Here is a 25,410-nt window from a genome sequence, read left to right on the forward strand (position 1 = left end):
AGACACGTTCCTCAAACGTATCTTTTAATCTAAAAAATTATTAAAAAATTTATAAGAAACTATTGACCTGTACATGAAAAATATGTTAAGATTGGATTGACACCTTCATGTCTTCAGAATTGCATAATAAGGGTATTATAAATTAATTTTGATTCTAACTATATGATACAGCATGAACATGAAGGTGTCAACAATAAATTTTAAAAAAGGGGGAATGTAATGCGAACGTATTGGGAGAAATCGATCAAAGATTTCTTTAATAACTGGAAGGACATGAAAACACCTCTTCAGCATCCAGAGCATTTCAAAAGGCCGCAACAAGAGAAGAAATTGCTCACTATTGACGATCTCATACATAAAGCGAATCAACAGCCAATAAAGAAAAAGAGAAGTGGCAGACCTAAAAAGAATACATAAGCTGATTAAGAATATACATACTTTGACCTTAACTATATTTGACTATTTGAGGGTGAAAAGGTGCTTCACCCTCAAAATACAACATAAAAACACGATACTTTTACAAAATTTATCGGATATTTATTTTCAAAGGTTGTTGATTTGGTAAAAGTCTTAACTCCTTACAGATTTGCTTTAGTTTCGGATTTGAAAGGTCATCAATTTCAATGTCATTACATATTTGTAATTGCTCTTCGCTTAGCATTTCTTTAGGAATTAAAATGTCAACGTTTGCTTTTATATGCCTAATTCCAAGTTTCTTTGCTAAATAAGGTCTATGGTTGCCACCCATGCAAACAGAATATTTACCATTTGGAAATCTCACTAAATGTAAATCGCTATAATTTCTAAATTGATATCCATTTTTCTTTATTGATTCGTGTAACCGAAGCAGTTTCTCTTGATCGAGAACTCCTTTATAACTTAAACCAATGATATCTTTTACCTCAACTAGACAAATTCCATAATTGTAATAAAAGTACTGATTATTATACGGTTTGATTAATTCTTCAAAAAAATTCCATCCAGTGTAATCAATTTTCATAATATATCACAACCCTTTGCTTTGCAGTATTAACGTTTAAAAGAAGCCCTAAAAGAGCTTCTTAACAAATTAATCAAGCAAGTGTAATGTTTTTGTATTTTAAGTAGTTTTTTAAACTAGCTTCAGCGATTGACAGTTTTACATTTGTATATCTATGCGGTTGAGCAGTCACAATGTGACCCTTTAATTCTTGCTCGATTATCACACAAAGCATATTCGAAACTCTACATAAATGGTCAATAGTATCCAAAAGTTCTAATTCTGTTTCACTAGCATTAGACCGAATATCCCAATGAGTAGCACTTATTTGGAGTTTATTTAGTCTTTCTTGGAAATCTTTCATATCTTCAATAGTAAACTTATCATTTAATCTCATCTTTTGACCTCCTTAAATGAATTTCACTAAACAATATGTTGTTAAGAGGTTGAATAGTATTATAAATTATTAAATTAAAACTGAATTTTAACCAAAAATAAGGGAGGAATTACATGACATTTAAACTAGAAGATTTAAAGACTTATATTGACCCGAATCAATTCAATCATTTGCATCCAGAAGCGTTTCTTGAAACATTTAATTATATATACGATTTTGTGCAACAATCTCAAGCAATCTATACATACTTACAGAAACATCCTGAATCCGAAATGAAATACATAAAACGGGTGCTTAATTCACCACCCGGACAAGGAAAAACGACAGCTTTACAAACGATCATAAAGATGAATATTACAGATGCGTATCAAAAACATCCGTTCTTACTGGTATTTAATAATGGCGATACGATGAACGCTTTTGTTCAGAACATCTATACATATACCGATATTCCAAAGACCATTCTTGCGGTCGATGATGAAAATATACATACCGTCAAACCCGTGATTCAAGAGTATCAAATGCTCTGTATTACACAGCAACGTTTTAGGGATCTTGCATTAGATTTCGGAAATCGCGAACTCTTCACTAAATATGCACAAAAAGCATATTGGGGTAGATTACCGTCAGACATAAAACTGAAGCATAAATACATACCTAGAACCATTATTGCAGACGAAATGCCTATTTTGTTTGACACGGCAGTATTTGATATCTCATCTGAAAATAACTCGGTGGATTGGTTCGATGCGCTTGCAGAAAACACCGACAACGGAAAACTGATCTCCTTTTACAAAGCGAAAGGAAGGGGGCTCATCAACGAATTAATTAACTACGAACTACTCCATTCAGTCGGCAAAACAACGAAAAAACTAATCCGCAAATACGAAGGGACAGATACTGAAAACGTCTTACGATATATTTTAGACTCACTTAATACTCATGGTGTAGAAATAGAGCATTTAAATAAATTCAAATGGTTCAAGCGATTACTGTTTGAAGATGATGTTGGGGCAATTGATCGGAATGGTAAGAAAACAGTTATCCTTTGCTCAAAATACATAGATTATAGCGATTTTGGAAACATACTCGTCCTTGATGGAACGGCAATACATACAAATGAAGTTTATCGTCATGGAGGATATGACGTTGTAGAGGTTAAAAATTATCACAATTACAAAGATCGGCTTACAATTGAATGGTGCAAAATTAATACTTCAAGTTCAGCAAGAAACAATAAAGATAAGGAAATCAAAGAAAAAATCGCATCTGATATCATATCGAAAAGAAAAGACGGAATAGACGTTTTGCCTATTCCATCCAAAGAAGATACGAATTTTTACATACAATCCGGTGCCATTACATCTGAACAATATGAACGGTTTTTCAAAGAGAAAATCAATGAAAATGACCAATTAGCCATCAACATACGCAATCTTACAGGAAAAAATGATTTAAACGAATACAATCACATAGCCCTTTTAAATTTACCTGTACTACCACCGCAACAATATAAATTACAAGCTATTGCACTATATGGAACAGATATTGATTTACGATTAGTTCGTGATGTGACAGATAAAGAAGAACAGAAACTCTACAAAGAACAATGGTTTGTTGATTCAAGATTACAAAGGCTATTTGAACAGCAACTGAAAGCCGATCTTTCGCAAATTATACATAGAACAAGCATCCGAAACATTAATTCGGACACAAAAGTAACAGTTACGTTATATCATAATAAACCAAAAACAAACAAGCTGCTACAAGAAATTTTCCATATGCCAAACGAAAATATTATTGAAGTTCCATTGCAACAGAATGAAAAATTCAAGGAAAGATGTTACGAGTGGGCTGAACGGGTATATGAGTATTTACGGGGTGAGCCGAATAGAGAGTTTACAGCAAGAAAAGTAGGAGGGCAACCTTTTAAAAATTTTATAAATAGAAATTGGGATCAGCATAAAACAGAAATTATAACCATATTTTCAAAGTTTAATATAAAAATCATTCTCAAAAATAATGGATACAAATATTTCATGTTAGTTGATGATGGTGTTTTTGAAAATGTATCAGAAAAAAGTGAATCAAATTTCTATATATAATTCTATATAAAAAAATGATTCACTTTTAATAAATTGCATGTAAATCATTTGCAGTAAATGGGTTTCTGGATTAATTCTTAAAGTTAATAATTGCCGATGTGAGGGGGTGTGGGGGTGGTGCATCGGCAGGTTCTACAACTTTTGTGGAGTGACGCAAGGAACGGAACAAAAGTTGTAGAAGATGGTTAGGTAGCACCCCCACAATCTTGATACAGATTGGAGGAAAACTAATGTTTGAGAAAATTACCAAAAAAATCGATCCCACTATTCTTGTATTTATTTTTTCAGGTCTTGGATATGCAATAACTTATTTATATCAATTGGGTGTATACCACTTTTATCAGATACCGAGCTTTTTGATGGATATTGATTTAACAAAGATTATTCGAAATGTCTTGTTTGTTTCATTGATTTTTCTTGGTGCGTACGGTTTCGAAGCGTTTTATAAGGAATCAGATTTAAAAAACTATCTTGTTAAGAATATGATTGAAAAAATTAAAAATGTCAAAATACCATTACCTTATTCCTATATTTTGCAATTTGTTTGCCTAATCGGATTTATTTATTACTTGAGAATTTATACAAATAGTGATTTTAAAAACCCAAGCATTTACTTTTAGGCCTTGCATTTTTTCTTGGATATATGATTTTAAAAAGATACGCTCAAGCCGCACTGTGTGTATTTATTATATTGGTTTTTGTCTATATATATTGCATCGGTTACGTTCAAGCTTCGAGAGAAGACACTTATCTTATGGTGAGGGGAACTGACCAAATAGTTGTTGAAGTAAATAAAGATAAAGCTATTCTTATGAGAATAGATAAGCATAAAAAAATAATTTACCCAGAATACCAGATATTAAAACTTGAAAACTCTAAGGTTAACCAATTGAAGCTTGAGACTGTTAAAACAGGGCGGCTAAAGGTTAAGGATTAATTAATTTTTGCTTTAATTTGAAAGGGGTGATGAACTATGAGGGTAATAATTCGCTTTCTTCTTGTTGTTGATAATAGGGTCTGCTGAAAAGTTGAGCAACCCAGCAATCAAATGTAAGCAAAGGAAAATGGTAATTAAGAGCAATGGTTCGAATGATACAGAGTGCAAAGTGACAATGCAAAATGAACAATAACAAATGGCAAGCATTTGGTCGTTCTTGCACAATGCAAGTATGAATATACAATGCAAACAAAAAACAATGAGCAAAGGAGAAGATGGCAAATGACAATGACAAATGCAATCAGAATGACAATGAAAACGACAGGAAGAAAGCATAAATCGGTTGATGTTGTCGGTGGTTTTAGCGTGAGAAAGAGAAAATTAATTAAAAAATGGAGGAATGTGTATGACAGTAAAACCGGAAAAATTGGTTTATATTTACAGTGTTGATACTTCTGCTTTTTATACGGATGAAGAGCATGAAATATTTAATCAAATGATGAAATTTTACAATTATCGAAATCGGTTAAAGCAGTATAAGGTTAATTGTAAGAAGCGCAAACAATTCATTAACAATCACATCTATGAATTGAAAAATAAATTAAAAACATCATTCAATAAAAATACTGGCATCCGCCACCTAAGAAAAGATGTGCTTAAAGAAAACAAAGTAATTGGTCTATTCGAATCAGTGTTAACAAGAACATTAGGAATCAAAGAAGATGAACTATCCGAGGACATTATAGTGGTGCAAGTGTATTATTTTCAAATACTAGAGGACATTATCAAAAACGGATTTATACATAATGGTGAAAAATACATATATTTCAGCAGCTCAGCAGGTCAAATTAGAACAAAGAAAGCAGTGTTCATTCGTGAGTCCTTGTGGGAGAAACATAAAAATTCGCTTACTTGCGGCTTGAGTGTAGAGGAAATTAATCAAAAAGGTGGCGTGAACGTCAATAAATACCAAGCATATTTAGCACTCACCAATAGTGCTACAGAAGTATGGAAAGGTTTCGATATAAATAAAGCAATTGTTGTAGATGATTTAGAAACTTTAGTACATAGTGAAGTTGACTATATTGACCGAGATACATATGAAATCACTCCAAGAAAAATGGATATTCCTATTACACACACTGATGGTTGTGGAATGATTTTACCTAAGAAGAGTAAAAAGTCCTTCATGGTTAGATTGCCGTGGATTAAGGGATTATTAGTTCCCTTCCCTTTTGATAAATTTGCTAAAGAACATAATTCATTTGTTGTGAAAGATATTTACGGCAAAGAATGGGATATCATTAAAGACGATATACAGGTGATCTTCACTAAATCACAATTCAAGATGTGGAAGTATTATGACAGTTGGCAGGAGTATAAAGATAAATTTATTAAATACAATTGCCAAGCAGCAAAGTTAAATGAGGAAGATACGTCTGGCGAAGCGAAGTTAAATTATCAGATGTTACAGACACTTACAGATATTTCTGATGAAGAGTTAAAAAAGATTGCGGAAAGTACAATTCAAGATATTTTGAATGTCGGCAGTGACAAAGAAACAATGTTGAGAGTGTTGGGGGCAACAAAAGAAAATAAAAAGAAAAATTGGTTTCAGGAAGCATTATTAATTTACCCTGAATTGTTGAATGATCCACATTCAAGACAAGTTATTAAAGATAAAAAGAGAAAGTTAGTTAAGGAAGCTAGAGCTGGAAAATTAAATGTGAATGGCAAATACACTTTTCTATGCCCAGATCTATATGCATTTTGTGAAAGATTGTTTTTAGGAAAAGAAAATCCAAAAGGATTGCTTGCTAATGGAGAAGTTTATTGTAAATTGTTTGAAGAAGGTAAAGTTGATGTGTTACGCTCCCCTCACCTATATCGTGAACATGCCATTAGAAATAACGTAATTGATGATGAAAAGAAAAAATGGTTTATTACAGAAGGTATTTATACAAGTATTCATGATCCAATCAGCAAAATGCTTCAATTTGATAATGATGGTGATAAGGCTCTTGTGATTCAAGATGAAACTTTAATCAAAGTAGCAGAAAGGAATATGCAAGGTATCGTTCCTTTGTATTATGAAATGGCTAAAGCAGGTGCAGAAGAAATTAATCCAGAGAATATTTATAAAAGTTTAATCTTAGCTTATAAAGCGAATATCGGAGTTATTAGTAATGACATCACTAAGATTTGGAATAGTGAAAAGGTGGATTTAAAGGTGATTAAATGGCTAACAATGTACAACAATTTTGTGATTGATTATGCAAAGACTTTGTTTATGCCTGAACCGCCTGAACATGCTGAGAAGAAATTGAAAGCTTATGCTAAAAGTAAAGTACCGTATTTTTTTATTTATGCTAAAGACAAAGATGGGAAAAATGTTGAACCGATTAACAATAGTACAGTGAACAGATTGCATGAAATTATACCGAATAAGAGGGTTAATTTCACTAAAGTTGCTGGGAAATTTGATTATAGAATGTTGATGAAGAATAAGAGAGTTAAGCTGGATGAAGAGATTATTAATACATATGAAAAATTGGATAAACATAAAAAGTGGAAAATGAATGATAAAGAGGACACAGAAGCGCATGAAACATTATACATATATAAACATATTAGAGATGAATTATTGAAAATCAATAGTGATGAGTATTATGTGACAGATGTGTTGGTGAAGTATTTGTATAGAAAAAAGAATAGCGTACATAAAACAACTTTATGGGAATGTTTTGGCGATATAATAGTGAAAAACTTAGAACGTAATTTAAAAAACACCAAACAATGCGAAGAATGTGGCGAACGGATTGAAAGAAAAAAAGCGAAAAAATATTGTGCTAAATGTGCTACTAAACGTGAACGAGAGAGGGTGAAAAGATTGAGACGGGAAAAAAGTGAACGAAAATAAAATTACAAAAAACATTATTTTTCAATAGTTTTTTGTAACTTTGTGCAAAAGTAATTGTGATATTATACCCTGAATTTCCTAGATTTACAAGGAATTCGGGGTTATTTTTTATAAAATTAGATAATGGTCTTTAAGGGAAACAGAGGCACGAACATGTTTAAAAGTTAACTTGTTTGCGCTTTTTGTTTCAACTTTTTGTTTTGCAACTTCTTCAACTTCAACAATTCGAGATTCTTTTGTGTTGTCTAGTGCCATATTTATTTAATTAATTCTTGTTTCATTTTTAAATCCTCTACTTTTCTCATTATGTGAGTGGGCTTTTACTCACTCTTTTTATTTTTTGTAAAGAAATTAACGTATAAGGTGTTTCTCCTAAATTCATCTTATACGTTTATTAATAATTCTGCTGGCCAATTCGTTGTTTTCTGATATTCGTTTGTGACGGTTGGTCGGCTTTAAAATGCCTATAGGCAAAAAACGAATATCCTGCATGCACATGATCTTTTTCTGAAAGTGTTTTCTGCGTGTGTATGCAGATGAAGCACGGGCGAAAAAACACTTTCGGCTACACAATGATGAGGTTTGGGCATTTCGATTCGTTGTGTAGTGTGTTCTGTGTATGGGGGATTTAGTGGGTCAGTTGTTTCAACTATACAAAAAAATGCTCAGTGGAGTGTAGGCTTCTACACTCCTTTTTTATTTTTTTATTTTTATGTCAAAAAATTAACCCAATAAGGAGGTAAACAGCATTGGAAAATCAAGCACAAGAAGTAAAGGAAGTTGTACAAGATACGACTGAAAACGCTCAGAATGGAACAGAAACGAAGGAAGAAGAAAAGAAGGGTAAAAGTACTAGACAACAAAAAAGTGCTGAAATGGACGCTTTAAAAGCGGAAATAGAAGCATTAAAAACACAATTGGCGGAATCTCAAGCAAAACTTCAAGAGTACGAAAAGAAACAAGCAGAATATGAGCAAAAACAAAATGAATATTTGGCGACAATTCAACGCAAAGATGTTGAATTGAAGTTGGCACAAAAAGGACTTTCTGAGTTTCAAGAGTTTTTCATGAATGTTGAAGTGGATAAGCTCGATGAGCAAATTGAAAAGTTTCAACAACTCCTTAAACAAAAAGAAATCGAGAACAGTTTTAAGCCTAATGATTACAAAAAAGAAGATGCTTATTCTGTTGCTAAGAAAAAAGGTGATTTAAAATCCATGTTCTCAGCTCTTATGTTCGGGAACAACAATTAATAAATTTTTTAGGAGGATGATTTACATATGTTTACAACTCAAAATTTTGTACCGGGTCAATCTATCGATCTCAAAGATACTCTTATTCTAGCTAATCCGAAAGTTAGTGCTTTCAGTACATTCTGTATGTCAAAAGAAGTTTCTGCAAAAAGCCCAACTGTTCAATGGATTGAAGAAACAATTAATGAGAATGCAGCAAAAACACTTGCGGAAGGTGCAGATGCTCCAGCTCATGTGAATGATGATCCACAATTAATGGAGAATTATTTGGAATTATTCGGTAGTTTGGCGCAAGTTTCTAACACGGCGCAAGCGAGTGAAGCGGTTGGAATTAAAGATTTATTAGTTAAAGATATGCAAAATAAAACAGAAGCATTAAAACGTAGAATTGAACAAAAAATGCTTTACGGTGTTAAAAACTTTGCAGGTGGAGTTTATGAAATGGCAGGTATTTTTGAACTTGTCAATGTTGCAAACAGAGTATCTGATTCAACTCTTACACCTGAGAAATTTGAGGAAACTATTTCAAAACTTTATGATGCTGGAGTTTCTTACAACCTTGTAGCATTTATGAACGCTCATACAAAACAAATAATTAACGGTTTTACGAATGTTACATATCTTGGACGTGACAAGTTACAGGGAATGGATACAAGTGTGTATTCTACCGCTTTTGGTGATGTTACATTTATTGATGTCCCTGCAATGAAAACAGGTGATATTGTCATTTTGAATCCAGATTTTATTGAGACGCCAGTATTGATTCCATTCCATGCTGTTCCACAAGGTGCAAATGGAAGTAAGGTTTCCGTTTATATAGAAACTCAACTAGGGCTAAAATTATTGAACTCAAAAGCAGCAGCAACATTTACAATCGCTACTGCTTAACTTTGAAGTGGGTGGGCTATATGCCCACTTATTTTTTAGTTTTGTTAAGTCTTTAACAGAAGCAAAGGAGGTCATTTTGATGACATTAGATGAAATTGAGAAATGGAGACTTGAAAGGATTCGCAAAAAAATCAAACTCAAAGAAATTGCGGATGCTCTTAGGGTTTCGAGTGCTTTGATTTCAAGGTTTGAGCGTAAAGGTGTACCGATGGGGACAGATAAAATTCGGAAATATAAAGAGTTTATTCAAAATTATAAATAAGTGAGGTAAACAATTATGTTAGATGTATTGGAATTGTCCGAAGTTATTGAGCTAATAAAAAAGCATCATTATTCGTGTGAAGAAAGCTTCTATCATTATCCGTTCGCATATAAATTAATCGTTAACAAAAATGAAGATGATATGTTTCTTATTCCTAGAAATGGAGAAATTGATGAGAATGATGTACATAGTTTTAGGGATCATTTAGACGATTTACAAAAAATCATTGAACGTGAATTTGAGAAGAGACTTATTTATCATACTACAACCGCAAGAAATGCTATTTCTATTTTTGATGAAGGCTATTTCTTGCCATCACAATATAAAACTTTATGCCAATTTGGTATACTTTGGAAAGGTCAAATACATAATGGAGCCATGAAGCTCTACTGGGACAGAGAAAGAGAAAGGTTAAAAAAATTAAACAATCCAAACGATAAACGCAAATGTGAAATCAGAATAAAGATTCTTGAGAAGTTGGCGTATGAAATAGGGTATAAAACATTTTTTGCTCAAAACATGTCTTCAAATTTTATAAATGATGCGAAAAATCAAGTAATATTTGCGATTGATTCATCGAGTAACAAGCTAGAAAAAATGCTAGTCTTTAAAGAAAAAGTGGATGATGATGTTATTCATTATTACGTTAATGAAAAAGATTATGAAACCATAAAACGTCTTAAAGAATTAGATATTGAAAAGATAGACGAAGAATATTATACGTGTGAACCCATGAGTATTAAGTATATAAAATACATAATTCTTCAAGATCTATGCGATATTAAATATATCATAGAACAAGATAATGGAAAATTTTACATTCATTATTCATATTGTTAATTAATCAAAATCATTGGAGGTGAACGCATGAAAAACAGCAAGGCCTAACTCCTCCTTTTATTCTAAGAGATGATGCTTGCTTAAACTAACCATCATCGAAGGAGTAAAAGGAGGAAACTCATTCCGCTTTTTGTGGAGTGAGGAATAGGATTTTTATTATTTTTAGCTTTTTTGTTTTTATTCGAGGAGTTAAGGTGTTAGTGTTTTTCATCTAACACTATGCAATATCAAGAAATGCTAATTAAATACAATGAAATGATAAGAAGTGAGGATTTGAAATGGAAAAACGATTTATGTTTATTCCGCTATGCTCTTTCAATGGGGCATGATATTGATGCATTAACAACAGCAAAACTTATAGAAGATATATTCGGTTTGGAAATTATCGAAATTAACGATTTTAGCCGCATATGGCGCAAAAAAGGATATGAAAACGATTCAAGGGAATTTATTTATTGTGACCAAGCAGTGCTAAGTGGAAAGGGTTTTTGTAACCATTTAACGATGAGAGAAGGGCAAAAAACATTTAATCGTGAATTGTACAATATCAATAATTATATGGGGGTTCACAGAGCGAACTACAAACACAAGTATGCTGGAAGTACTTTATTGTTGACGTGGACAGAGTATCAATCATTTATCCAGTTCCCTAAAGATTTTGAAGCGTTGCAGGTGATTCTTGCTATTGATGCAGCCCATAAAGGCTATTACAATCCCGATTTTCATCATACATATGTGAATTACTTAAAGGTTCTCGGTATAGATGAAATATTCCTTCCAGTGTTAGAGAATAGTAAATCACAAGATTTTTATGACATCATTAGAGATTATCGTCTTAATTCAATCATTACATATGACCCGCTTTTTGATGAGGTAATTACAAAAAGCGAAGAAACAGGGCTGCAAAGTGAAGGGATCGACATAAAAGGGCTTCAAAAATATTTTCCGTTTGATATTTCGCTTCCTCAAGGAGAATTTGTGGCTATTCATCAAGTAGGTAAGAAATTTCTTAACTGCTGGGAGGGGCAGCATTTAAACAAACAAGATAATGAATATATAAGAATTTACACAAGTTCACGATGGGGTATCGTGAACTTTTTAATTTAGCACAAAAGAAAGAAAATCCATTTGAGAAATGTACAGTAGGAGGGAAACAGAATGAATATTTATGATGCGTTGAAACAACTTCCGCATGATAAACGTTATTACTTTCAATACAAGCATAAATTGTATTATCGGCAAGAAAAAAATGCTGAAATAAATTCAGATGAGGAATTTCTCAAGCGTCTAGGTGGTAGTTCACCGAAAACAATGGACGCTTTTTTAGCTTGGGAAAAAACAGACGAGTATAGAAATCTTGTCATGTTAATGCTTCAATCAAAACTTGCTAACGATCTCACTGAAACATATATGAACGTTGCTGCGAAAGCACGAACGGGAGACGAAAAAGCGGTTAAGTTATTATTGCAATTATCAAAGGAAATCAATACATATGCTAATGAAGCGAAAAAAGCGTTTATGAAAGATGATGAAGAAATTGAAGATGATGGGCTGGAATTATAGGATGCGACAAATTTGACGAAGAGGTACGCACAATAAATGTACATGAGACTGGAATTGAAAATAAACAAGGACTTAAAAAGAATCATAAAGATGTTCAAGCTGCTTACGTGATGTTGAATACTAGCATAGCATTTTAAATTTAATAATTAAAAATCATTCTTAAAGAAGTGTTGTTTAAACACTCTTTTTTATTTTGCCTCTTGAAAGGGGTGTTTAAATGGGACGATTGACGACTAAGCAGAAACTTGAAAAGATAAAAAGCGATCCATTTTTATGGATAAAAAATTTTGTGAAAATCGTTGATAATAACGGTGAGTTAATTCCGTTTGAGCTTCATGAACAACAATTAGAAGTACTAAATGGATTAACGAAATTTAATATTATAAGCAAATCACGGCAATTAGGTTTCACAACTTTTTCGCTTGCTTATTGTTTGTATATGGCATGTACGAGACCGAACACTAACTATTTGATTGTTTCTTATAAAAAGGAATCGTCATCCGCTTTGTTTGAACGTCTCAAGATTATGTACGAAAACCTTCCTCATGAGAAATATCCAAATTATTTTCCTGCTTGTAGACGTGATAACAGGGATGAGTTAGTGCTTGAGTTTTCGAATGGTCAACGCTCAAGGATTCAATGTGTGGTTGCCGGAAATAAAGATGTTGGTCGAGGTAATACGTTTGAATATATATTGCTTTCCGAATTTGCTTTTTATGAGAAGCAGGAAAAGTTATTGCTTTCATGTGAACAAGCACTGGCAAAGAATCCGAACTCAAAGATTGTTATTGAATCAACTAGTAACGGAATGAATTTTTTCTATAAACTCGTTTCATCCGCTGCGAAAGGTGAATCAAAATATAAGTTGTTCTTTTTCCCGTTCTATGCGAAAGCCTATAACAAACTTTTTGCTTATGATTACAAACAAGCAGAAGAATGGTTTAAAGCAGAAAATCATGGGCAACGATTACATGAAAAAGACCTTGAAGAAGATGAAAAGATTTTGTTTAAAAATGGTGCAACGCTGAAACAATTGATGTGGAGACGCTGGAAACTGTTAGATATGGATGAATCAGAATTTAAACAAGAATATCCGTCTAGTTGGCAGGAATCATTTATAACCACAGGTCAGAATGTGTTTGATCAAGTAAAAGTAATACGTCAATTAGAATTGTGTATTAATCCATTACATAAGGATGAGATTAAAGATTGTCCGAAAGAGCTACTGAAATACATAAACAAGCAATTATTTATTTATCATTTACCAAAACGAAATAAACGCTACTATGCCGGAATAGATGTTTCCAGTGGTTCGGGTGGAGACTATTCAACAATTTCAATGTTTGATGATGAAGGGGAGCAAGTTTTATCTTTTTATTACAATAAAATAGCAGTTTTTGATTTTGCTGATGTGATTGATTGCATCGGCAAGTTTTATAATTATGCTTTTCTTACAGTTGAGCGAAATAGTTACGGAAAACCATTAATTGAACGATTGAGGAAAGAAAAACGCTACATGAATATGTACAAACAGAAGATTTTTGATCAAGGAAAGAAACGATTGCAATTAGGATGGATGACAACGAATACAACAAAGGAAATCCTTATTACGGATTTTAAGGAGCAATTTGAAAAAGGGCTTATAAATATCAACTGTAAAGAAACATTGGAACAGATGCAGATATTCGTTGAAAACGGCGGTAAGATGGGGAATAAAAAAGGTGAACGAAATCACGATGACCTAGTTATTTCATCGGCTCTTGCTGTTCAGGGGATGAAAGCAAGAAAATGGTATGTATAACACTTGATGTCACGATTTAAGAAAACAGGGTTGCTTACAGCAACTCCATTTTATTTTTATGGAGGTGTAGGATATGGATTTAAAACAATACATTCAAGAATTTCATGGAAATGATAAAGAGTGGTTTAAAAAGGAAACAGATGATTGGCAGCATACACAAAGAATACAAAAAGTATATGATATTCAGGACTATTTGGAGGGAAAACATAAAATCCTTGAAAAACCTTCTGAAATGTACGGAGGAAAAGAATTCCATCCTAGAAAAATTGTTCTACAATATGCAAAACAGATTTTAAATTTCCAAGTGAGTTATTTAATAAGTAATCCTTTAACATTGGCAGGAAATGAAAAGGTTGTAAGTGAATATAAGAAAGTCTATAAAAAAGGGAATTTTCATAGACAGGATTATAAAATTGTAGACTATATAACAAAGTACGGTTATTGCTTTGAGTATCTTTATTTTGATGATAAGAAAACGATAAAGAGTAAAATCATTAAGCCGGAAAATTCATATGCAATTTTTGATGATGAAAACAATATAATTGGATTTATTGAACATTGGACAAGTAACGGTGTGAGTTATTGGAATGTGTATTCTCCTTCTACTGTCCAGCGTTGGACTGATAAAGGGGGAGATGGCATTAAGCTGATTGGACAATACAGAAATATTAGCGGATTGCCAGTTCATTATCATAATCAATCAGAAATTGATGAGAATTACGGTAGAAGTGATCTCGAAGATATTGTTTCATTGATTGATACGATGGAGGATATATTATCAAAGTTAGCTGATTCATTTCATAAATTTCATACACCTATTCCAATATCAATAGGACAGCAAATTACAGATGGTGCAATTTCTAAAGATATTGCAGGTATGGGACTATCTTTAGAGGAAGGTTCAGATTTCAAGCTAGTTGCATCTAAATTAGATTGGAAGTCGTTTGAAGTATTATGGAAAACATTAATGCAAGCGGTTCTTGATGTATCGAGTACACCAAGTGTGAGTATGAATCAAGGTACTCCGGCAAACTTAGCAGAGGTAAGCATAAAGATGTTGTATTCATTGGCCGATATGAGAGCAGGGCAGAATGAAATGTACTTGCGTGAAGGATTGTATAAGCGCTTTGAGAAAATAAGAAAGATGCTTGAATATGTTGGAGTAACCTTTACAGATGAGGAATATGATACGCTTGATGTTGTGTTCCAATATGCTAGACCACAGACTGAGAAAGATATAGTTGATAATCTTAAAACATTAAGTGAAATGGGCGGTATTAGTTTAGAAAGTATTTTAGAACGTAGTCCTTATACGGTTGACGTGCAGCAAGAAATGATGAGATTAAACGGTGATAAGGAAATAACAGGAAATAAAAATAATAATTTGAATGTACATAAAGGGAAACGTGATAAAGAAGTGTAGTTATGTCAAGGTAAAATACTTGACAATACATATCCAACGGCGCACGCCTGTTATGTTAGGGAAATAAAAATTATTTATATGGAAGAATAAAAAGTACATAGCTTGGTGATGTAAAAATATATAACAAATTCCATATTATAACATTTAAGGGCGGAAGCTATCGATTGCGGCATGTTCTATCCAAAAAACCCAATAAAATACGGGAACTGGCAAGGTTGTGTACATTGTGTACAAATTCACCACCATATTGTGTATTTTTACTTACCAAACACATCTCTATGTAATAAAGAATTCATCGTTTATCTTTCATCCAGTAAAAAAGGGTATCAGATTATCTGATGCCCTTTAACATTTTTTGCTCTATGTATCCCATTCATTCCGCTTTTAATAAATAAATTATTTGCAACATAATATAAATTATGTTGAATTACATTGGCATTTTTGGTATGATTTAGTTAGGGGATGGTTGATTTTTACACGTCTAATTCAACATAATTTAAAAATTTTAATTCAACATAATTTATAGAACGGGGTGAATGGGATGTTAGATCAATTCAAAATGTATCTTCAAGAGGATGGCAAAAGTGAAAATACGATTAACAGTTACTTAAAACATGTTGAAGATTATTTGAAATGGTTCAGTGAAAGTAAAGGTGTAGAATTTAAGCAATTGTACAATACGAACGTAAAAGATTACATTTCATATTTAAAAACAGTACGGAAACAAAAGCCTACCACAATCAACGCTAAAATAAACGCTCTAATGAAATTTAATGAATTTCTAGTACAAACAGGGGTTCAGGAGGGAATCGTAATAACAAATAAGGAATTTCAAAAGGTTCAGCAGCAATATGCTTCATTAGCAAAGCTTGAATTACAAGATGTTGAGAAGTTTCGTCAATTAGTATTAGAAAGCGGAAATAAGCGCAATTTTGCCCTTGTTACACTTCTTGCTTATGCCGGACTACGAATCAGTGAAGCCTTGAATTTGAAGCTAGATGACATTTCAATTGGTACAAGAGAAATTATAGTCCATGAGGGAAAAGGTAATAAAACAAGAACAGTATTGATGAATCAAAAAGTAAAAGATGCTTTAGAGGAGTATTTAAAAGAGCGGAAATCAGATAGTGAATATCTATTTGTAAGCAAACAGAAAAAACAATTAGACCGTACAACAGTAAATAAAATCTTCGCGGATTTCTCCAAAAAGGTTAGAGATGATGAAAATTTCCGTATAACTCCGCACGATTTACGTCATTTCTATTGTTCATATGCTTTAAAAATTGGAATGGATGTTCATGAAGTGGCAAATCAAGCAGGCCATTCTAATATCCATACAACGCTTTTATATACAAATCCAACTAAAAAAGAGATGCTGGAGAAAATTGATCGGATGTAGTGCAAAATGGCACTACTTTTTTATTTTTCATAAAACGTCTATTTTATAAGTCCATTACCTCGATTTTTTATTTGAGGGCGGGAGCGTATACAAAAACACACACCCGAAAAGTTTAAAAAATAGGACATAGTTTCAAAGGTTGATGAAATTGAATCGACTACCACCAAAAAGAAATCATTGTTGAATTAAAATGGAAATTTCTCAATGTTATCAACAAGGAGTACTGTAATTTGTGTTGAATTGTTGGATTTGAAGTAAAAATATAAGGAGGTTTAAATAATGAATTATTTTGATGTATATAAGAAACGAATAAGAGCGCAGCAAGGATTACTTCAAGTTGATGAATTAGTTAAACGAGGCGAATCTTTACTTCAAGGTGAACTAAATCATATTAATTACAATGAATGGGTGTCCGAATGTATTAGATTATTAGAAACGAAGTTTCCTGAATCAGCAGTTACAGAAAGATTTTTAAAAATTGTTAAAGATGATACAAACACAAATAAAGAAAACCTTGAGAAACTCTTAGGATTGATTAAAGGATTGTCAAAATAAAATGTTATATATCAGAATTATTTTATGTTAATATTTAATTGTAGGAATATTTTTACAAATAGGAGAGAGAGTATGAGAATAAGCCGCACTAATAACTATGAATTGATTGCTAAATTAAATAAACATGTACACGATTTACACTCAAATCTATACCCAGAGTATTTTAAAGAATATAACTATGAGGATATTAAGGATTTCTTTAAAGGGATTGTAGATAAACAAAACTTCATTTTTCTTCTATTGGAGGAAGATGACCAGCCGTTAGGATATGCTTGGATTGAAATTAGAAATTATCCTGAAAACGCCTTTAAGAAGTCTTATAAATCAGTATATGTACATCAAATCAGTATCGTAGAAAATCATAGGAGAAAAGGTTGTGGTTCCAAGTTGATGGATGCAATATATGATATTGCAAAAACAAACGGAATTAACAAAATTGAATTAGACTATTGGTTTAGTAACGAAATAGCTAAAAACTTTTATAAAAAGAACGGTTTTGTAAAGTATCGAGAATTTGTTTATAAAGACATTTAATTCGAAACGCTATATAAATTAGATGCTAATTTAAATATTAAAATACAGACAAAAGAGGTGCAATTTGCACCTCTTTTTAAATGGTTAATTGCTATTTTGTACTTTAAATCCGAATTCGTTACTTTTCTTAGTGAGCGTTTTTCTTTTTTAGGAGGTGAATTCCATGAATGAACGTCTATTTTACTCATCATCCCCTGATGTAGCTAAATCAACATTAAATGAAATGAATCGTGTTCTAACTTATTATTGTGCTAAATGCTTAACGATTCTAAAATATCCTGCTTGTCATGTTTGTCATGGTGAGGAAGTACGGGAAATCGAGATAAATAGTAATTTATTATTTAAAAAATTATAGTAAATATGTTAAATATAACATGTTTTTATGTTAAAATTTTACTGTTATTATAATATTTATAATTAGGGGAGAGGATTAAAATTGAGAAAGAGTAGTTTATTTGCTTTGTTTACGATTTTGTTTTTACTCAGCGGTTGTTCTGATCCTACAAACATTGAAGAAGATTTTACTGACACTCCGGGTGTTTCAGAAACATCCGAAACCTCTGATACTTACATAGAGGATTCTAATAATGAAGAATCAACATCGCCATATACAAAAGAAGAGTTAGAAAATGACCCTTTAGCCCCTTCGACAGACCCAAGAGATTATAATGAAAATGGAGAATTTGTTCCTCATGATGGACCTTCTGATGACCCAGCAGATTATAATTCTAATGGAGAATATAAACCTGTTGAAGAAATGACACCAGAGGAAATACAAGAAGAATTAGAGCAGATGTTAGAAGATAGCCTTAATAATAATCAATAATTTCACACTTACCTTATTGGTAGGTGTTTTTTAATTTGCAATTAAAGGAATTACCTTCCTCTTATCGAATTATGTAGATGGAGGGAGGTGAGCATATGAAATTAAACGGCACACACGAATGTTATCACTGTGGAAAAATATTTAATTGGTATTATGAATCTCCGTCAGAAAATAGTATGACATTTCGCAATATAGAAGAAGAAATAGAAGCACAAATTTATTTAGATAATCCATATTCAGCACAAGTACTAGTTACTTGTCCAGAATGTAAAATAGCAAATAAATTTGAACATAATTTTTAAAAAGCACTCTGTAATGAGTGCTTTTTATTATTTAAAGGAGGTATTTTTATGACCAACTTACAACGCTTACTTCTAGAAATTAAAGGTATTGAATTGGATCAGGATGAATTAACTGTTTACCTTCAAGAAAATGAATTAAATCCGATCGATGAATATAATCCAGCAAGTGCAACCAATAAACGTAACATTTATAAGACGGCATTATCCATTCTTGAAAGTATCGCCAATAATCCAAAACTGATGAAAGCATACAAACTTGATGATATGACCATTACTGATTTTCACGAAAACTTATTAAATCGTATAGATCAATTGGAACGGAAAATTCGCAGCATGAAAACGGATGAACAAAATGAACAAGGAAATACATTTATGTTGTTTAATTCATAAGGGAACGGTAATTGTTCCCTTTTTTTGATGTAAGGAGGTATATATATATGAATCCTTTTCAAATAGATAATTCCGATTTTCAATTCCTTCTTGATTCAATCGGGGAAACGGTTACGATAGATAATGTCGAGCAAAAAGCAATTATAAATAATGCAAAAATCGGTGATTATGAGGAGAAATATATTTATACTCTTTCTAACATTCAGCGTGGAAATTTAATTCTACACAATGGAAAAAACTATATTATTGTGTCTGATGTGACAGAAGGGAAACTTTATAAGAAAGCATTAATGCGTCATTGTAATTATACGATTGTTGTTGAAGGGCAGGAAGTGTGTGAAATAGTGGGGTATAATGTTTTCGGAGAGCCGATTTATGAGTGCCATACAACTGAATCAATTAATGTTCCTGCTATTGTCGATACATATGCTTTTAAGGTTGATGATTTTGCTGCTATTCGTGTGCCGGAAAAACAGATTGTTGTAATTGTACAAGAGAATGAAACAAATAAAAATAAATTCACTGTCAATGCAACATTTGAAGTAATGGGGAAAACGTGGAAAGTTATTGATGCTGATTTGACGAAAAAAGGATTACTTATTTTGACGTGTGAATTGAATGTATAAGGAGAACTAAAATTCTGTTCTCTTTTTTATGTTATGTGATCTCACTCCGTCAGTGTGTCATTACGATGTGAAATGCGGAGTAACTTACGAAAGCGATTGTTTAGTTGCCCCTGCCGATTGGCAGGGGTTTTTTACTAGGGAGAGCTTAAATTCATTATTTTTTCTTCCATTATCTTGGAAAATTTTTTTAAAGATGCAAAATTTAAGTTGTTAGCGAATATTGAATCGTTTAAATAAGCTTCTTCGATTGTTTAATGATTCAAGATACTCGTTAAGCATAAAAATTAATTCATCACGATCAATCAACTTTACGCCATTTCTTTTAGCTAAAACGATGGCCTGTTCTGTGTAATAACGATTAGTAATTACAATTTTTTTATTTGCGTTATAATATCCTGCGGCTGCTACTACTTGTTGAATTGCATCTACACCAACTTTGTTACCTGCTCCATAGCATTTCGCTTGTACTACAATTTTTTCTTTTGCATTCCTTAGTATTACATCTGCTCCAAAATCCCCACTTTGTTTTGTTACTTCCGCAAGATATCCTTTTAGTTCATATAATTTAGCTACAAACTTTTCAAATTCTTCGCCACTCATTTGGTCAATTCCCTCAATAGGAGCATATTCGGCTTTTGTATCTTCACCTTTTTCCCTTTCGTACTTTCCTATAATGAAAATAGATTTGATAAATTTAAGTAATCTGTAAATGCCGTAAATAATTAATGCGACGATTAACCATGACATTAATAATCCTGTTAATTGTCCCAACAAGCTGTTTCGAAAAGTTAATGAAAGGAAAAATAAAGATAAAAAAATAAAAAATGAAAATTTAATCTTATCTCTAATCATCCAATTTTTGTAATTAGGCAACTTATAATACGGTTTCTTAAAGTTAAACATAAAATAAAGTTGTATTATTGATAAAAAAATTACCCATTTATATAGTTCCGAAATAGCTAGAGTAATCAAAAATATAATAAATGGAAATGTAAGTGGTGAAATTTCTGATTCATTTCCATTAATACGATATTTTTTTGCCATAGAACATTATTTCAACCCTTTCTGGAACATATTTCTAAATATATTGTTTCGAAAGGGTTGTAAAAATATACAAATTAATAAGTTGTCGTTTCTTAAGCACGCATAATAAAAACCTATATTTAATTAAGGATTTAGAATATCCTCTTTCTTTTCCGTCAAGAATTATTGATGAAAAGGAGGATGGTATATATGTTCGTATTGGAAATAGCATTTGGAATTGTTTTATTAATTGCTGCAATACATTTTTGGATAACCAAGCGTAAAAATGAATTTGAAGTATCACTAATTGCTAAACAGATCGATAAGAGTACACAAATGAAGAAAACTCTCGCTATGGGGCTTTATTTACGCTTTTGTAGCGAAGGAACAAGTGATGATAGTAAGTCCAATAAATACACCAAAAACTTTATCAAACAAGATCCTTTGCAATTTGAATTGTTTGTTGCGGAAGTGATGGAGGCATACTTTGGAGGCAGTACATGGGTAAGCCCTGCATCAGGTGATTTTGGAGTCGATATTGAACATGAAAGGGAAGATGGTCTGTATTTAGGTCAGGTTAAATGTTATAAGAATGATCTTTCGTATGAGCCGATTGCGCTTGTTCATTCCAACATGGTAAAGCGTGGTGCAAAAGGTGGGTTTGTTGTGACCACAAGTGGTTTTACTGAAAATGCTCGTGAATATGCAAAAGGACTAAATATTGAGCTTATAGATGGTGTGAAGCTTGTTGAATATTGGCTCGAGGGATTAGAGAAAACGGAAAATGTTATTCAAGATTTGGGAATTGAGTATAAATAAAGCCCCTTCTCATTCGAGATGGGCATTTTTTTATTTTCATTACTTTTACTTGTCAGTATAATGGATGGAAGGGGGTGCTAAAATGAAAAACATATGGAAAAAATGGTGGTTTTGGGCTATCCTTGTGGTCTTATTTATTATCGGAAGTGTGACTGGGAACAGCGACGATGAACAGAAAGCACAACCGATATCGAAATCAAAAGCTACGCAGGAAGAGAAGAAAGAGGGGGATACACAAGAAAAGCAGCAGGAAACAACTGATAAGCAGCAACAAACTAAAAAGGATACAGAACAGCAGATAAGCAACGAAACCTTTTTGACAAAAGACGAATTTAATAAACGGTTTAAGCTCGATCCTAACGAAAAACAGTATGAGAATGGAAAGTTTCAGTTGAAAGATGGTTCGACCATAAACGCGGATTACTTAACATATGGAGAATCCGAATTGTTTACATATGCTACAGCTACCTTTTATCAGGGGAAATTGGTTCATCTTCAAGTTGAAACCGACAAATCACTCGAAGAAATACTTAAAGGACTGGGAATAACGACTACAAAAGACACCAAAGTGGAAACCCAGAATTGGGGAGATACATTTGTACATGACATTACGCTTGATAAGACATTCGATGACTCTAATATTGCTGTTTTCCCAAACGAACAGGATTAATTAAACCTACTCGTTTTGAGTAGGTTCTTTTCTTTTGTACAAATAATCTAATTTAACCATATTATTGTATTTTAAATTAATTTTTATGGTAAAATATTCCTTAAAGTGTTTAATAAAGAGGGATATGGACTATTATTGGAATGTCTAGTCTTTAGTTGTATCAAATTTTAAAGATAATCAATAGAAAGATGAAAGGAGTGATTCCCATAGGTTTCTTCGATTTCTTTAAAAGCTTTAAAAATACAGTGTCATCTGAAGTGGAAACAGTTAGTCTACAGAAAAAGCATGTTCAATCATCAAGAGAACCAGCTAAATCACCTAGAGAGTTAAGTATAGAATATTATTCTAAAGCAAGAAAAGCATTTGATAATGGTGACATCAATGAAGCCGTTCGCCTATTAGAAGAATCGAATCGCCATCTTGTTGCTTCTTTTGCTAAAAATGAAGAGGAAGTGCAAAAAGCATTAAAATTCTTCTTTACCGTTGATAGGGAAGGTTATGATGCAGCAAAGCAGATTAAAATCCCTATTCATAACATTAGCAAAGAGGAATTAAATCAGATACAGAATGAACTATGTTGGTATGTTTTAAATGGTTACAAACCTGATTATGTGCTGATGGCGTTTCTAATGTTCAAGGAGTATAAATGGAAAGAATTCGATGAGGAATTTAAACGTGTTAAAGAAAATCCCAATGAAAAATATGGATTGTACTATTTTGTTAAAAATGAACCTAAGCAACCTCAAGATTTGAGCAGATATCGTGAGGAGTTTTATAACCTTTCACTGGATGCTAGAATCCTTTTAACAAGCTATAACGCTATCGGAAGAAAACGTAAAATCAAGATAGAGGATTTTCCATATCTTGAAAACCAAAAAGGTTATGAAGAAATTAAAATCTACATACAGAGATCCAGTAATGAAGTAATTTTAGAGTTTCCGGTAGAGACTCCGATGGAGCGTAAACAAGTAATGTGGGAAAAGAAAAAATTAGAAGCACTCATGTATTACCTGCAAGCATTAGTTTACAGAAAAAAATCTTATCAGGAAGCAAAAAAACGGTTCGAGGATGGAGAAGGATTTTTCCTTATTAACGGTCAGGGAGGATCGACAAAGTGCAGGGCTGAAGTACTTTCTGTCCGCAGTAGTAAAGAAAAAGACTTGCCTCCCCATAGTGTTGGTTGTAAATGCTTAATTCACAAGGTGCTTAGATTAGATCGTTTATCAGAAGCAGAAAGAAAGAAGTATCAAATTTAATATTGGGTGCGTTACTTGGACAAGTGATTCGTCCTTTTTATTGAGCTAACGGGAATCAATAGTTGAATAAAGAATAACAAAATAACCACCTTATGATAGGTGGTTTTTCATTGGTAGACAACAATGCCAATAAAAATTAATTGGTACATCGATGAATGAAATAACAGTAAAAGTTATCTACAGTTATTTCAGGGTAGAGCCTTTATGTAAAATTTTCGATCAAAAAACCTCCCGTGAAAAGAGCGGTTGATTCAACAATCGAACCTGTTAGCTAGCCCAGTAAAGGCTAATATAGAACTTAATCTACGTCTGGAATATGAAAAAGCATTACTGCAACTTTAATTTCTCTATCTTTATCACCATTTAAATGGAATATGTAATTTGACCATGTTTCAGTTTCTTGTTTTACAAATCTAACAAAATTACTATGTTCTTTAACTGCTTCATTTGCTTTCTTTACAATTTCCGTAAATCCCTTTTCCCTTACAAACATAATTACTGCTGCTTTAGAATCTCTCCACGTTAAGTATCCCAGTAATTGATCTATTGTTTTAAGAAATTGCTTTTTACCTTTCCAGAACTTACACTCTGCAACAAATATATTACTACCTTCATATCTTAACAATATATCTGTTTTACCTGTATTATTAAACGTTTCACCAGTAGCAGCACCTTCAAAATTAGGCTCTAAAATTAATAGAAAATGGTCACGTAAATGTTCTTCTTCTTTATCTTTATAAACCGATGGAGTTCGTTCAAATTGCATACCAATTTGATAAATTGCTTGCAATATTTCCTTATAAGTTTTATCGTCTAAAGTTGGTTCAGGCTTGCTGAACTTTTCATTTTCTACTACTGGTTTGGGAACAATTTTCTTTCTAATCTTAGGAGGGGTAACTGAAAATACCTCTGGTGTATTTTCACTTTTTCTTATAGGAACAACTAATTTTTGCATTTGCTCATAACGATGTTTAAGCTCCGATTTTCTTTTTTGGAATAAATTTCTTATTTTTGTTAGTAAACTTGAATTAAATTGATTTATATCTTTATTAAGATTTTCAGACATTGTTGTTAAATTTTGCTTTATTCTTTCGTACTCTTTATTAATGTTATCAATTTTATCATTAAGATCAACAAGTTCAAAAGTTATATAATTGTTATAAAGTTTAACTTTCATGCTCCAAAGTAGATATGTGCTTGGTCTTATTTCTAATAATTCATCTTCACAATTATAAGGAATATAAAAAGTATATGCCATTCTCTTAGCAGGATATTTTCGATGAGGATCAAAACCATCAGTCAACATAACTTCCTTTTCGTATGGTTTTGCTTCTGCATTATCAAAATCAATTATTACATTTGAAATGCAATATTTTTGATATAGATGATCAATATATTCTTCTTCATTTACTTCTAAAATATATTTTTCTGGTTCACCGTATATTTCATTTTTAAGTTTTTCTTCAATTTTTTTGAAATAATCAAAACTTGAATACTCATAAAAAATGTTTATATAACCGTACATATCCATCTACCTCCTTTCTTATTATAATATTAATTTTAAATACTAAAACACAGAATTCACCGAAATTTACCATTTGTGTATATTAAGTATTAATAACTATCTATGTTTAAGGGATAT

General features: G+C 32.1%; 29 protein-coding genes. 25 read left to right on the plus strand and 4 right to left on the minus strand.

Annotated elements, in window-relative coordinates; translation table 11 throughout:
* The first annotated feature begins 219 nt into the window (after positions 1-219).
* Positions 220-417 carry a hypothetical protein gene (locus tag QSJ37_RS01095; protein ID WP_285752896.1) on the plus strand — a complete coding sequence of 66 codons (198 nt, stop codon included), beginning with the start codon at positions 220-222 and terminating at the stop codon, positions 415-417.
* Positions 418-526: 109 nt separating this feature from the next.
* Here the strand turns inward: QSJ37_RS01095 and QSJ37_RS01100 are convergent, their stop codons facing one another.
* Entirely contained in the window at positions 527-1,000 is a 474-nt protein-coding gene (locus QSJ37_RS01100) for a ParB N-terminal domain-containing protein (RefSeq protein ID WP_062898798.1), read from the minus strand.
* A gap of 73 nt (positions 1,001-1,073) precedes the next feature.
* Positions 1,074-1,376 (minus strand): hypothetical protein, encoded by a 303-nt coding sequence (locus QSJ37_RS01105; RefSeq protein ID WP_062898797.1) that lies wholly within the window; start codon positions 1,374-1,376, stop codon positions 1,074-1,076.
* Positions 1,377-1,489: 113 nt separating this feature from the next.
* Between QSJ37_RS01105 and QSJ37_RS01110 the strand changes: the two genes are divergently transcribed.
* The 21 genes from QSJ37_RS01110 to QSJ37_RS01210 all read left to right on the plus strand — a co-directional run bounded on the left by QSJ37_RS01110 (position 1,490) and on the right by QSJ37_RS01210 (position 20,000).
* On the plus strand, positions 1,490-3,481 hold the full coding sequence (locus tag QSJ37_RS01110) for a hypothetical protein (protein ID WP_285752902.1): 1,992 nt from the start codon (positions 1,490-1,492) through the stop codon (positions 3,479-3,481).
* A gap of 230 nt (positions 3,482-3,711) precedes the next feature.
* Entirely contained in the window at positions 3,712-4,101 is a 390-nt protein-coding gene (locus QSJ37_RS01115) for a hypothetical protein (RefSeq protein ID WP_285752903.1), read from the plus strand.
* A 23-nt stretch (positions 4,102-4,124) separates the two neighbouring features.
* Complete coding sequence (locus QSJ37_RS01120; RefSeq protein ID WP_285752905.1) at positions 4,125-4,418, plus strand: hypothetical protein; 294 nt, start codon at positions 4,125-4,127, stop codon at positions 4,416-4,418.
* A gap of 282 nt (positions 4,419-4,700) precedes the next feature.
* On the plus strand, positions 4,701-4,868 hold the full coding sequence (locus tag QSJ37_RS01125) for a hypothetical protein (RefSeq protein ID WP_285752907.1): 168 nt from the start codon (positions 4,701-4,703) through the stop codon (positions 4,866-4,868).
* On the plus strand, positions 4,825-7,338 hold the full coding sequence (locus QSJ37_RS01130) for an RNA dependent RNA polymerase (protein ID WP_285752909.1): 2,514 nt from the start codon (positions 4,825-4,827) through the stop codon (positions 7,336-7,338). Before QSJ37_RS01125 ends, QSJ37_RS01130 begins: the two co-directional genes overlap by 44 nt.
* A 749-nt stretch (positions 7,339-8,087) precedes the next feature.
* A complete protein-coding gene (locus QSJ37_RS01135) occupies positions 8,088-8,591 on the plus strand; it encodes a hypothetical protein (RefSeq protein WP_285752911.1) in 504 nt (167 codons plus the stop codon).
* Positions 8,592-8,618: 27 nt separating this feature from the next.
* Complete coding sequence (locus QSJ37_RS01140; protein ID WP_285752913.1) at positions 8,619-9,479, plus strand: SU10 major capsid protein; 861 nt, start codon at positions 8,619-8,621, stop codon at positions 9,477-9,479.
* A 79-nt stretch (positions 9,480-9,558) separates the two neighbouring features.
* Positions 9,559-9,741: an XRE family transcriptional regulator gene (locus QSJ37_RS01145; protein ID WP_285752915.1), complete on the plus strand. Its 183-nt coding sequence runs from the start codon at positions 9,559-9,561 to the stop codon at positions 9,739-9,741.
* Positions 9,742-9,756: 15 nt separating this feature from the next.
* Positions 9,757-10,581 carry a hypothetical protein gene (locus QSJ37_RS01150; RefSeq protein WP_285752917.1) on the plus strand — a complete coding sequence of 275 codons (825 nt, stop codon included), beginning with the start codon at positions 9,757-9,759 and terminating at the stop codon, positions 10,579-10,581.
* Between the two features lie 273 nt (positions 10,582-10,854).
* Positions 10,855-11,688 (plus strand): hypothetical protein, encoded by an 834-nt coding sequence (locus QSJ37_RS01155; protein WP_285752919.1) that lies wholly within the window; start codon positions 10,855-10,857, stop codon positions 11,686-11,688.
* Positions 11,689-11,739: 51 nt separating this feature from the next.
* Positions 11,740-12,144 carry a hypothetical protein gene (locus QSJ37_RS01160; protein WP_285752921.1) on the plus strand — a complete coding sequence of 135 codons (405 nt, stop codon included), beginning with the start codon at positions 11,740-11,742 and terminating at the stop codon, positions 12,142-12,144.
* Positions 12,145-12,361: 217 nt separating this feature from the next.
* Complete coding sequence (locus QSJ37_RS01165; RefSeq protein ID WP_285752923.1) at positions 12,362-13,945, plus strand: terminase large subunit domain-containing protein; 1,584 nt, start codon at positions 12,362-12,364, stop codon at positions 13,943-13,945.
* Positions 13,946-14,018: 73 nt separating this feature from the next.
* On the plus strand, positions 14,019-15,368 hold the full coding sequence (locus QSJ37_RS01170) for a phage portal protein (RefSeq protein WP_285752925.1): 1,350 nt from the start codon (positions 14,019-14,021) through the stop codon (positions 15,366-15,368).
* Between the two features lie 541 nt (positions 15,369-15,909).
* Positions 15,910-16,767, plus strand: a complete 858-nt coding sequence (locus tag QSJ37_RS01175; protein WP_285752927.1) for a tyrosine-type recombinase/integrase — start codon at positions 15,910-15,912, stop codon at positions 16,765-16,767.
* 279 nt (positions 16,768-17,046) lie between these two features.
* The gene (locus tag QSJ37_RS01180) at positions 17,047-17,322 is read left to right on the plus strand and encodes a hypothetical protein (protein ID WP_285752930.1); all 276 of its coding nucleotides are present in this window, start codon (positions 17,047-17,049) and stop codon (positions 17,320-17,322) included.
* A gap of 72 nt (positions 17,323-17,394) precedes the next feature.
* Complete coding sequence (locus QSJ37_RS01185; protein ID WP_285752932.1) at positions 17,395-17,856, plus strand: GNAT family N-acetyltransferase; 462 nt, start codon at positions 17,395-17,397, stop codon at positions 17,854-17,856.
* A 163-nt stretch (positions 17,857-18,019) separates the two neighbouring features.
* The gene (locus tag QSJ37_RS01190) at positions 18,020-18,211 is read left to right on the plus strand and encodes a hypothetical protein (RefSeq protein WP_285752934.1); all 192 of its coding nucleotides are present in this window, start codon (positions 18,020-18,022) and stop codon (positions 18,209-18,211) included.
* A gap of 81 nt (positions 18,212-18,292) precedes the next feature.
* Positions 18,293-18,682, plus strand: a complete 390-nt coding sequence (locus tag QSJ37_RS01195; protein WP_285752936.1) for a hypothetical protein — start codon at positions 18,293-18,295, stop codon at positions 18,680-18,682.
* Positions 18,683-18,777: 95 nt separating this feature from the next.
* The gene (locus QSJ37_RS01200; RefSeq protein ID WP_285752938.1) at positions 18,778-18,984 is read left to right on the plus strand and encodes a hypothetical protein; all 207 of its coding nucleotides are present in this window, start codon (positions 18,778-18,780) and stop codon (positions 18,982-18,984) included.
* 48 nt (positions 18,985-19,032) lie between these two features.
* Positions 19,033-19,374 carry a hypothetical protein gene (locus QSJ37_RS01205; protein WP_285752940.1) on the plus strand — a complete coding sequence of 114 codons (342 nt, stop codon included), beginning with the start codon at positions 19,033-19,035 and terminating at the stop codon, positions 19,372-19,374.
* Positions 19,375-19,421: 47 nt separating this feature from the next.
* On the plus strand, positions 19,422-20,000 hold the full coding sequence (locus QSJ37_RS01210; protein ID WP_285752942.1) for an Ig domain-containing protein: 579 nt from the start codon (positions 19,422-19,424) through the stop codon (positions 19,998-20,000).
* Between the two features lie 210 nt (positions 20,001-20,210).
* Here the strand turns inward: QSJ37_RS01210 and QSJ37_RS01215 are convergent, their stop codons facing one another.
* Positions 20,211-21,044, minus strand: coding sequence for a restriction endonuclease (locus tag QSJ37_RS01215; RefSeq protein WP_285752944.1), 834 nt, complete (start codon positions 21,042-21,044; stop codon positions 20,211-20,213).
* Positions 21,045-21,233: 189 nt separating this feature from the next.
* On the opposite strand from QSJ37_RS01215, the gene QSJ37_RS01220 reads away from it, so the two are divergent.
* The 3 genes from QSJ37_RS01220 (at position 21,234) to QSJ37_RS01230 (ending at position 23,768) form a co-directional block, all read left to right on the plus strand.
* Positions 21,234-21,842: a restriction endonuclease gene (locus tag QSJ37_RS01220; RefSeq protein ID WP_285752946.1), complete on the plus strand. Its 609-nt coding sequence runs from the start codon at positions 21,234-21,236 to the stop codon at positions 21,840-21,842.
* 82 nt (positions 21,843-21,924) lie between these two features.
* Positions 21,925-22,512, plus strand: a complete 588-nt coding sequence (locus QSJ37_RS01225; protein WP_285752948.1) for a hypothetical protein — start codon at positions 21,925-21,927, stop codon at positions 22,510-22,512.
* 188 nt (positions 22,513-22,700) lie between these two features.
* Entirely contained in the window at positions 22,701-23,768 is a 1,068-nt protein-coding gene (locus QSJ37_RS01230; protein WP_285752949.1) for a hypothetical protein, read from the plus strand.
* 298 nt (positions 23,769-24,066) lie between these two features.
* Here the strand turns inward: QSJ37_RS01230 and QSJ37_RS01235 are convergent, their stop codons facing one another.
* The gene (locus tag QSJ37_RS01235) at positions 24,067-25,293 is read right to left on the minus strand and encodes a hypothetical protein (protein ID WP_285752951.1); all 1,227 of its coding nucleotides are present in this window, start codon (positions 25,291-25,293) and stop codon (positions 24,067-24,069) included.
* Positions 25,294-25,410: the final 117 nt, after the last annotated feature.

It is taken from the genome of Parageobacillus sp. G301, from assembly GCF_030268025.1.
Classification (GTDB): Bacteria; Bacillota; Bacilli; order Bacillales; family Anoxybacillaceae; genus Parageobacillus_B; species Parageobacillus_B toebii.

Coding starts and splice junctions, on each gene's coding strand:
- QSJ37_RS01140 (WP_285752913.1), top strand. CDS start 8,619: ATGTTTACAACTCAAAATTTTGTACCGGGTCAATCTATCGATCTCAAA.
- QSJ37_RS01125 (WP_285752907.1), top strand. CDS start 4,701: ATGACAATGACAAATGCAATCAGAATGACAATGAAAACGACAGGAAGA.
- QSJ37_RS01110 (WP_285752902.1), top strand. CDS start 1,490: ATGACATTTAAACTAGAAGATTTAAAGACTTATATTGACCCGAATCAA.
- QSJ37_RS01115 (WP_285752903.1), top strand. CDS start 3,712: ATGTTTGAGAAAATTACCAAAAAAATCGATCCCACTATTCTTGTATTT.
- QSJ37_RS01130 (WP_285752909.1), top strand. CDS start 4,825: ATGACAGTAAAACCGGAAAAATTGGTTTATATTTACAGTGTTGATACT.
- QSJ37_RS01225 (WP_285752948.1), top strand. CDS start 21,925: ATGAAAAACATATGGAAAAAATGGTGGTTTTGGGCTATCCTTGTGGTC.
- QSJ37_RS01105 (WP_062898797.1), bottom strand. CDS start 1,376: ATGAGATTAAATGATAAGTTTACTATTGAAGATATGAAAGATTTCCAA.
- QSJ37_RS01150 (WP_285752917.1), top strand. CDS start 9,757: ATGTTAGATGTATTGGAATTGTCCGAAGTTATTGAGCTAATAAAAAAG.
- QSJ37_RS01120 (WP_285752905.1), top strand. CDS start 4,125: ATGATTTTAAAAAGATACGCTCAAGCCGCACTGTGTGTATTTATTATA.
- QSJ37_RS01210 (WP_285752942.1), top strand. CDS start 19,422: ATGAATCCTTTTCAAATAGATAATTCCGATTTTCAATTCCTTCTTGAT.
- QSJ37_RS01200 (WP_285752938.1), top strand. CDS start 18,778: ATGAAATTAAACGGCACACACGAATGTTATCACTGTGGAAAAATATTT.
- QSJ37_RS01100 (WP_062898798.1), bottom strand. CDS start 1,000: ATGAAAATTGATTACACTGGATGGAATTTTTTTGAAGAATTAATCAAA.
- QSJ37_RS01145 (WP_285752915.1), top strand. CDS start 9,559: ATGACATTAGATGAAATTGAGAAATGGAGACTTGAAAGGATTCGCAAA.
- QSJ37_RS01205 (WP_285752940.1), top strand. CDS start 19,033: ATGACCAACTTACAACGCTTACTTCTAGAAATTAAAGGTATTGAATTG.
- QSJ37_RS01170 (WP_285752925.1), top strand. CDS start 14,019: ATGGATTTAAAACAATACATTCAAGAATTTCATGGAAATGATAAAGAG.
- QSJ37_RS01160 (WP_285752921.1), top strand. CDS start 11,740: ATGAATATTTATGATGCGTTGAAACAACTTCCGCATGATAAACGTTAT.
- QSJ37_RS01220 (WP_285752946.1), top strand. CDS start 21,234: ATGTTCGTATTGGAAATAGCATTTGGAATTGTTTTATTAATTGCTGCA.
- QSJ37_RS01235 (WP_285752951.1), bottom strand. CDS start 25,293: ATGTACGGTTATATAAACATTTTTTATGAGTATTCAAGTTTTGATTAT.
- QSJ37_RS01215 (WP_285752944.1), bottom strand. CDS start 21,044: ATGGCAAAAAAATATCGTATTAATGGAAATGAATCAGAAATTTCACCA.
- QSJ37_RS01180 (WP_285752930.1), top strand. CDS start 17,047: ATGAATTATTTTGATGTATATAAGAAACGAATAAGAGCGCAGCAAGGA.
- QSJ37_RS01175 (WP_285752927.1), top strand. CDS start 15,910: ATGTTAGATCAATTCAAAATGTATCTTCAAGAGGATGGCAAAAGTGAA.
- QSJ37_RS01230 (WP_285752949.1), top strand. CDS start 22,701: ATGAAAGGAGTGATTCCCATAGGTTTCTTCGATTTCTTTAAAAGCTTT.
- QSJ37_RS01190 (WP_285752934.1), top strand. CDS start 18,020: ATGAATGAACGTCTATTTTACTCATCATCCCCTGATGTAGCTAAATCA.
- QSJ37_RS01165 (WP_285752923.1), top strand. CDS start 12,362: ATGGGACGATTGACGACTAAGCAGAAACTTGAAAAGATAAAAAGCGAT.
- QSJ37_RS01185 (WP_285752932.1), top strand. CDS start 17,395: ATGAGAATAAGCCGCACTAATAACTATGAATTGATTGCTAAATTAAAT.
- QSJ37_RS01095 (WP_285752896.1), top strand. CDS start 220: ATGCGAACGTATTGGGAGAAATCGATCAAAGATTTCTTTAATAACTGG.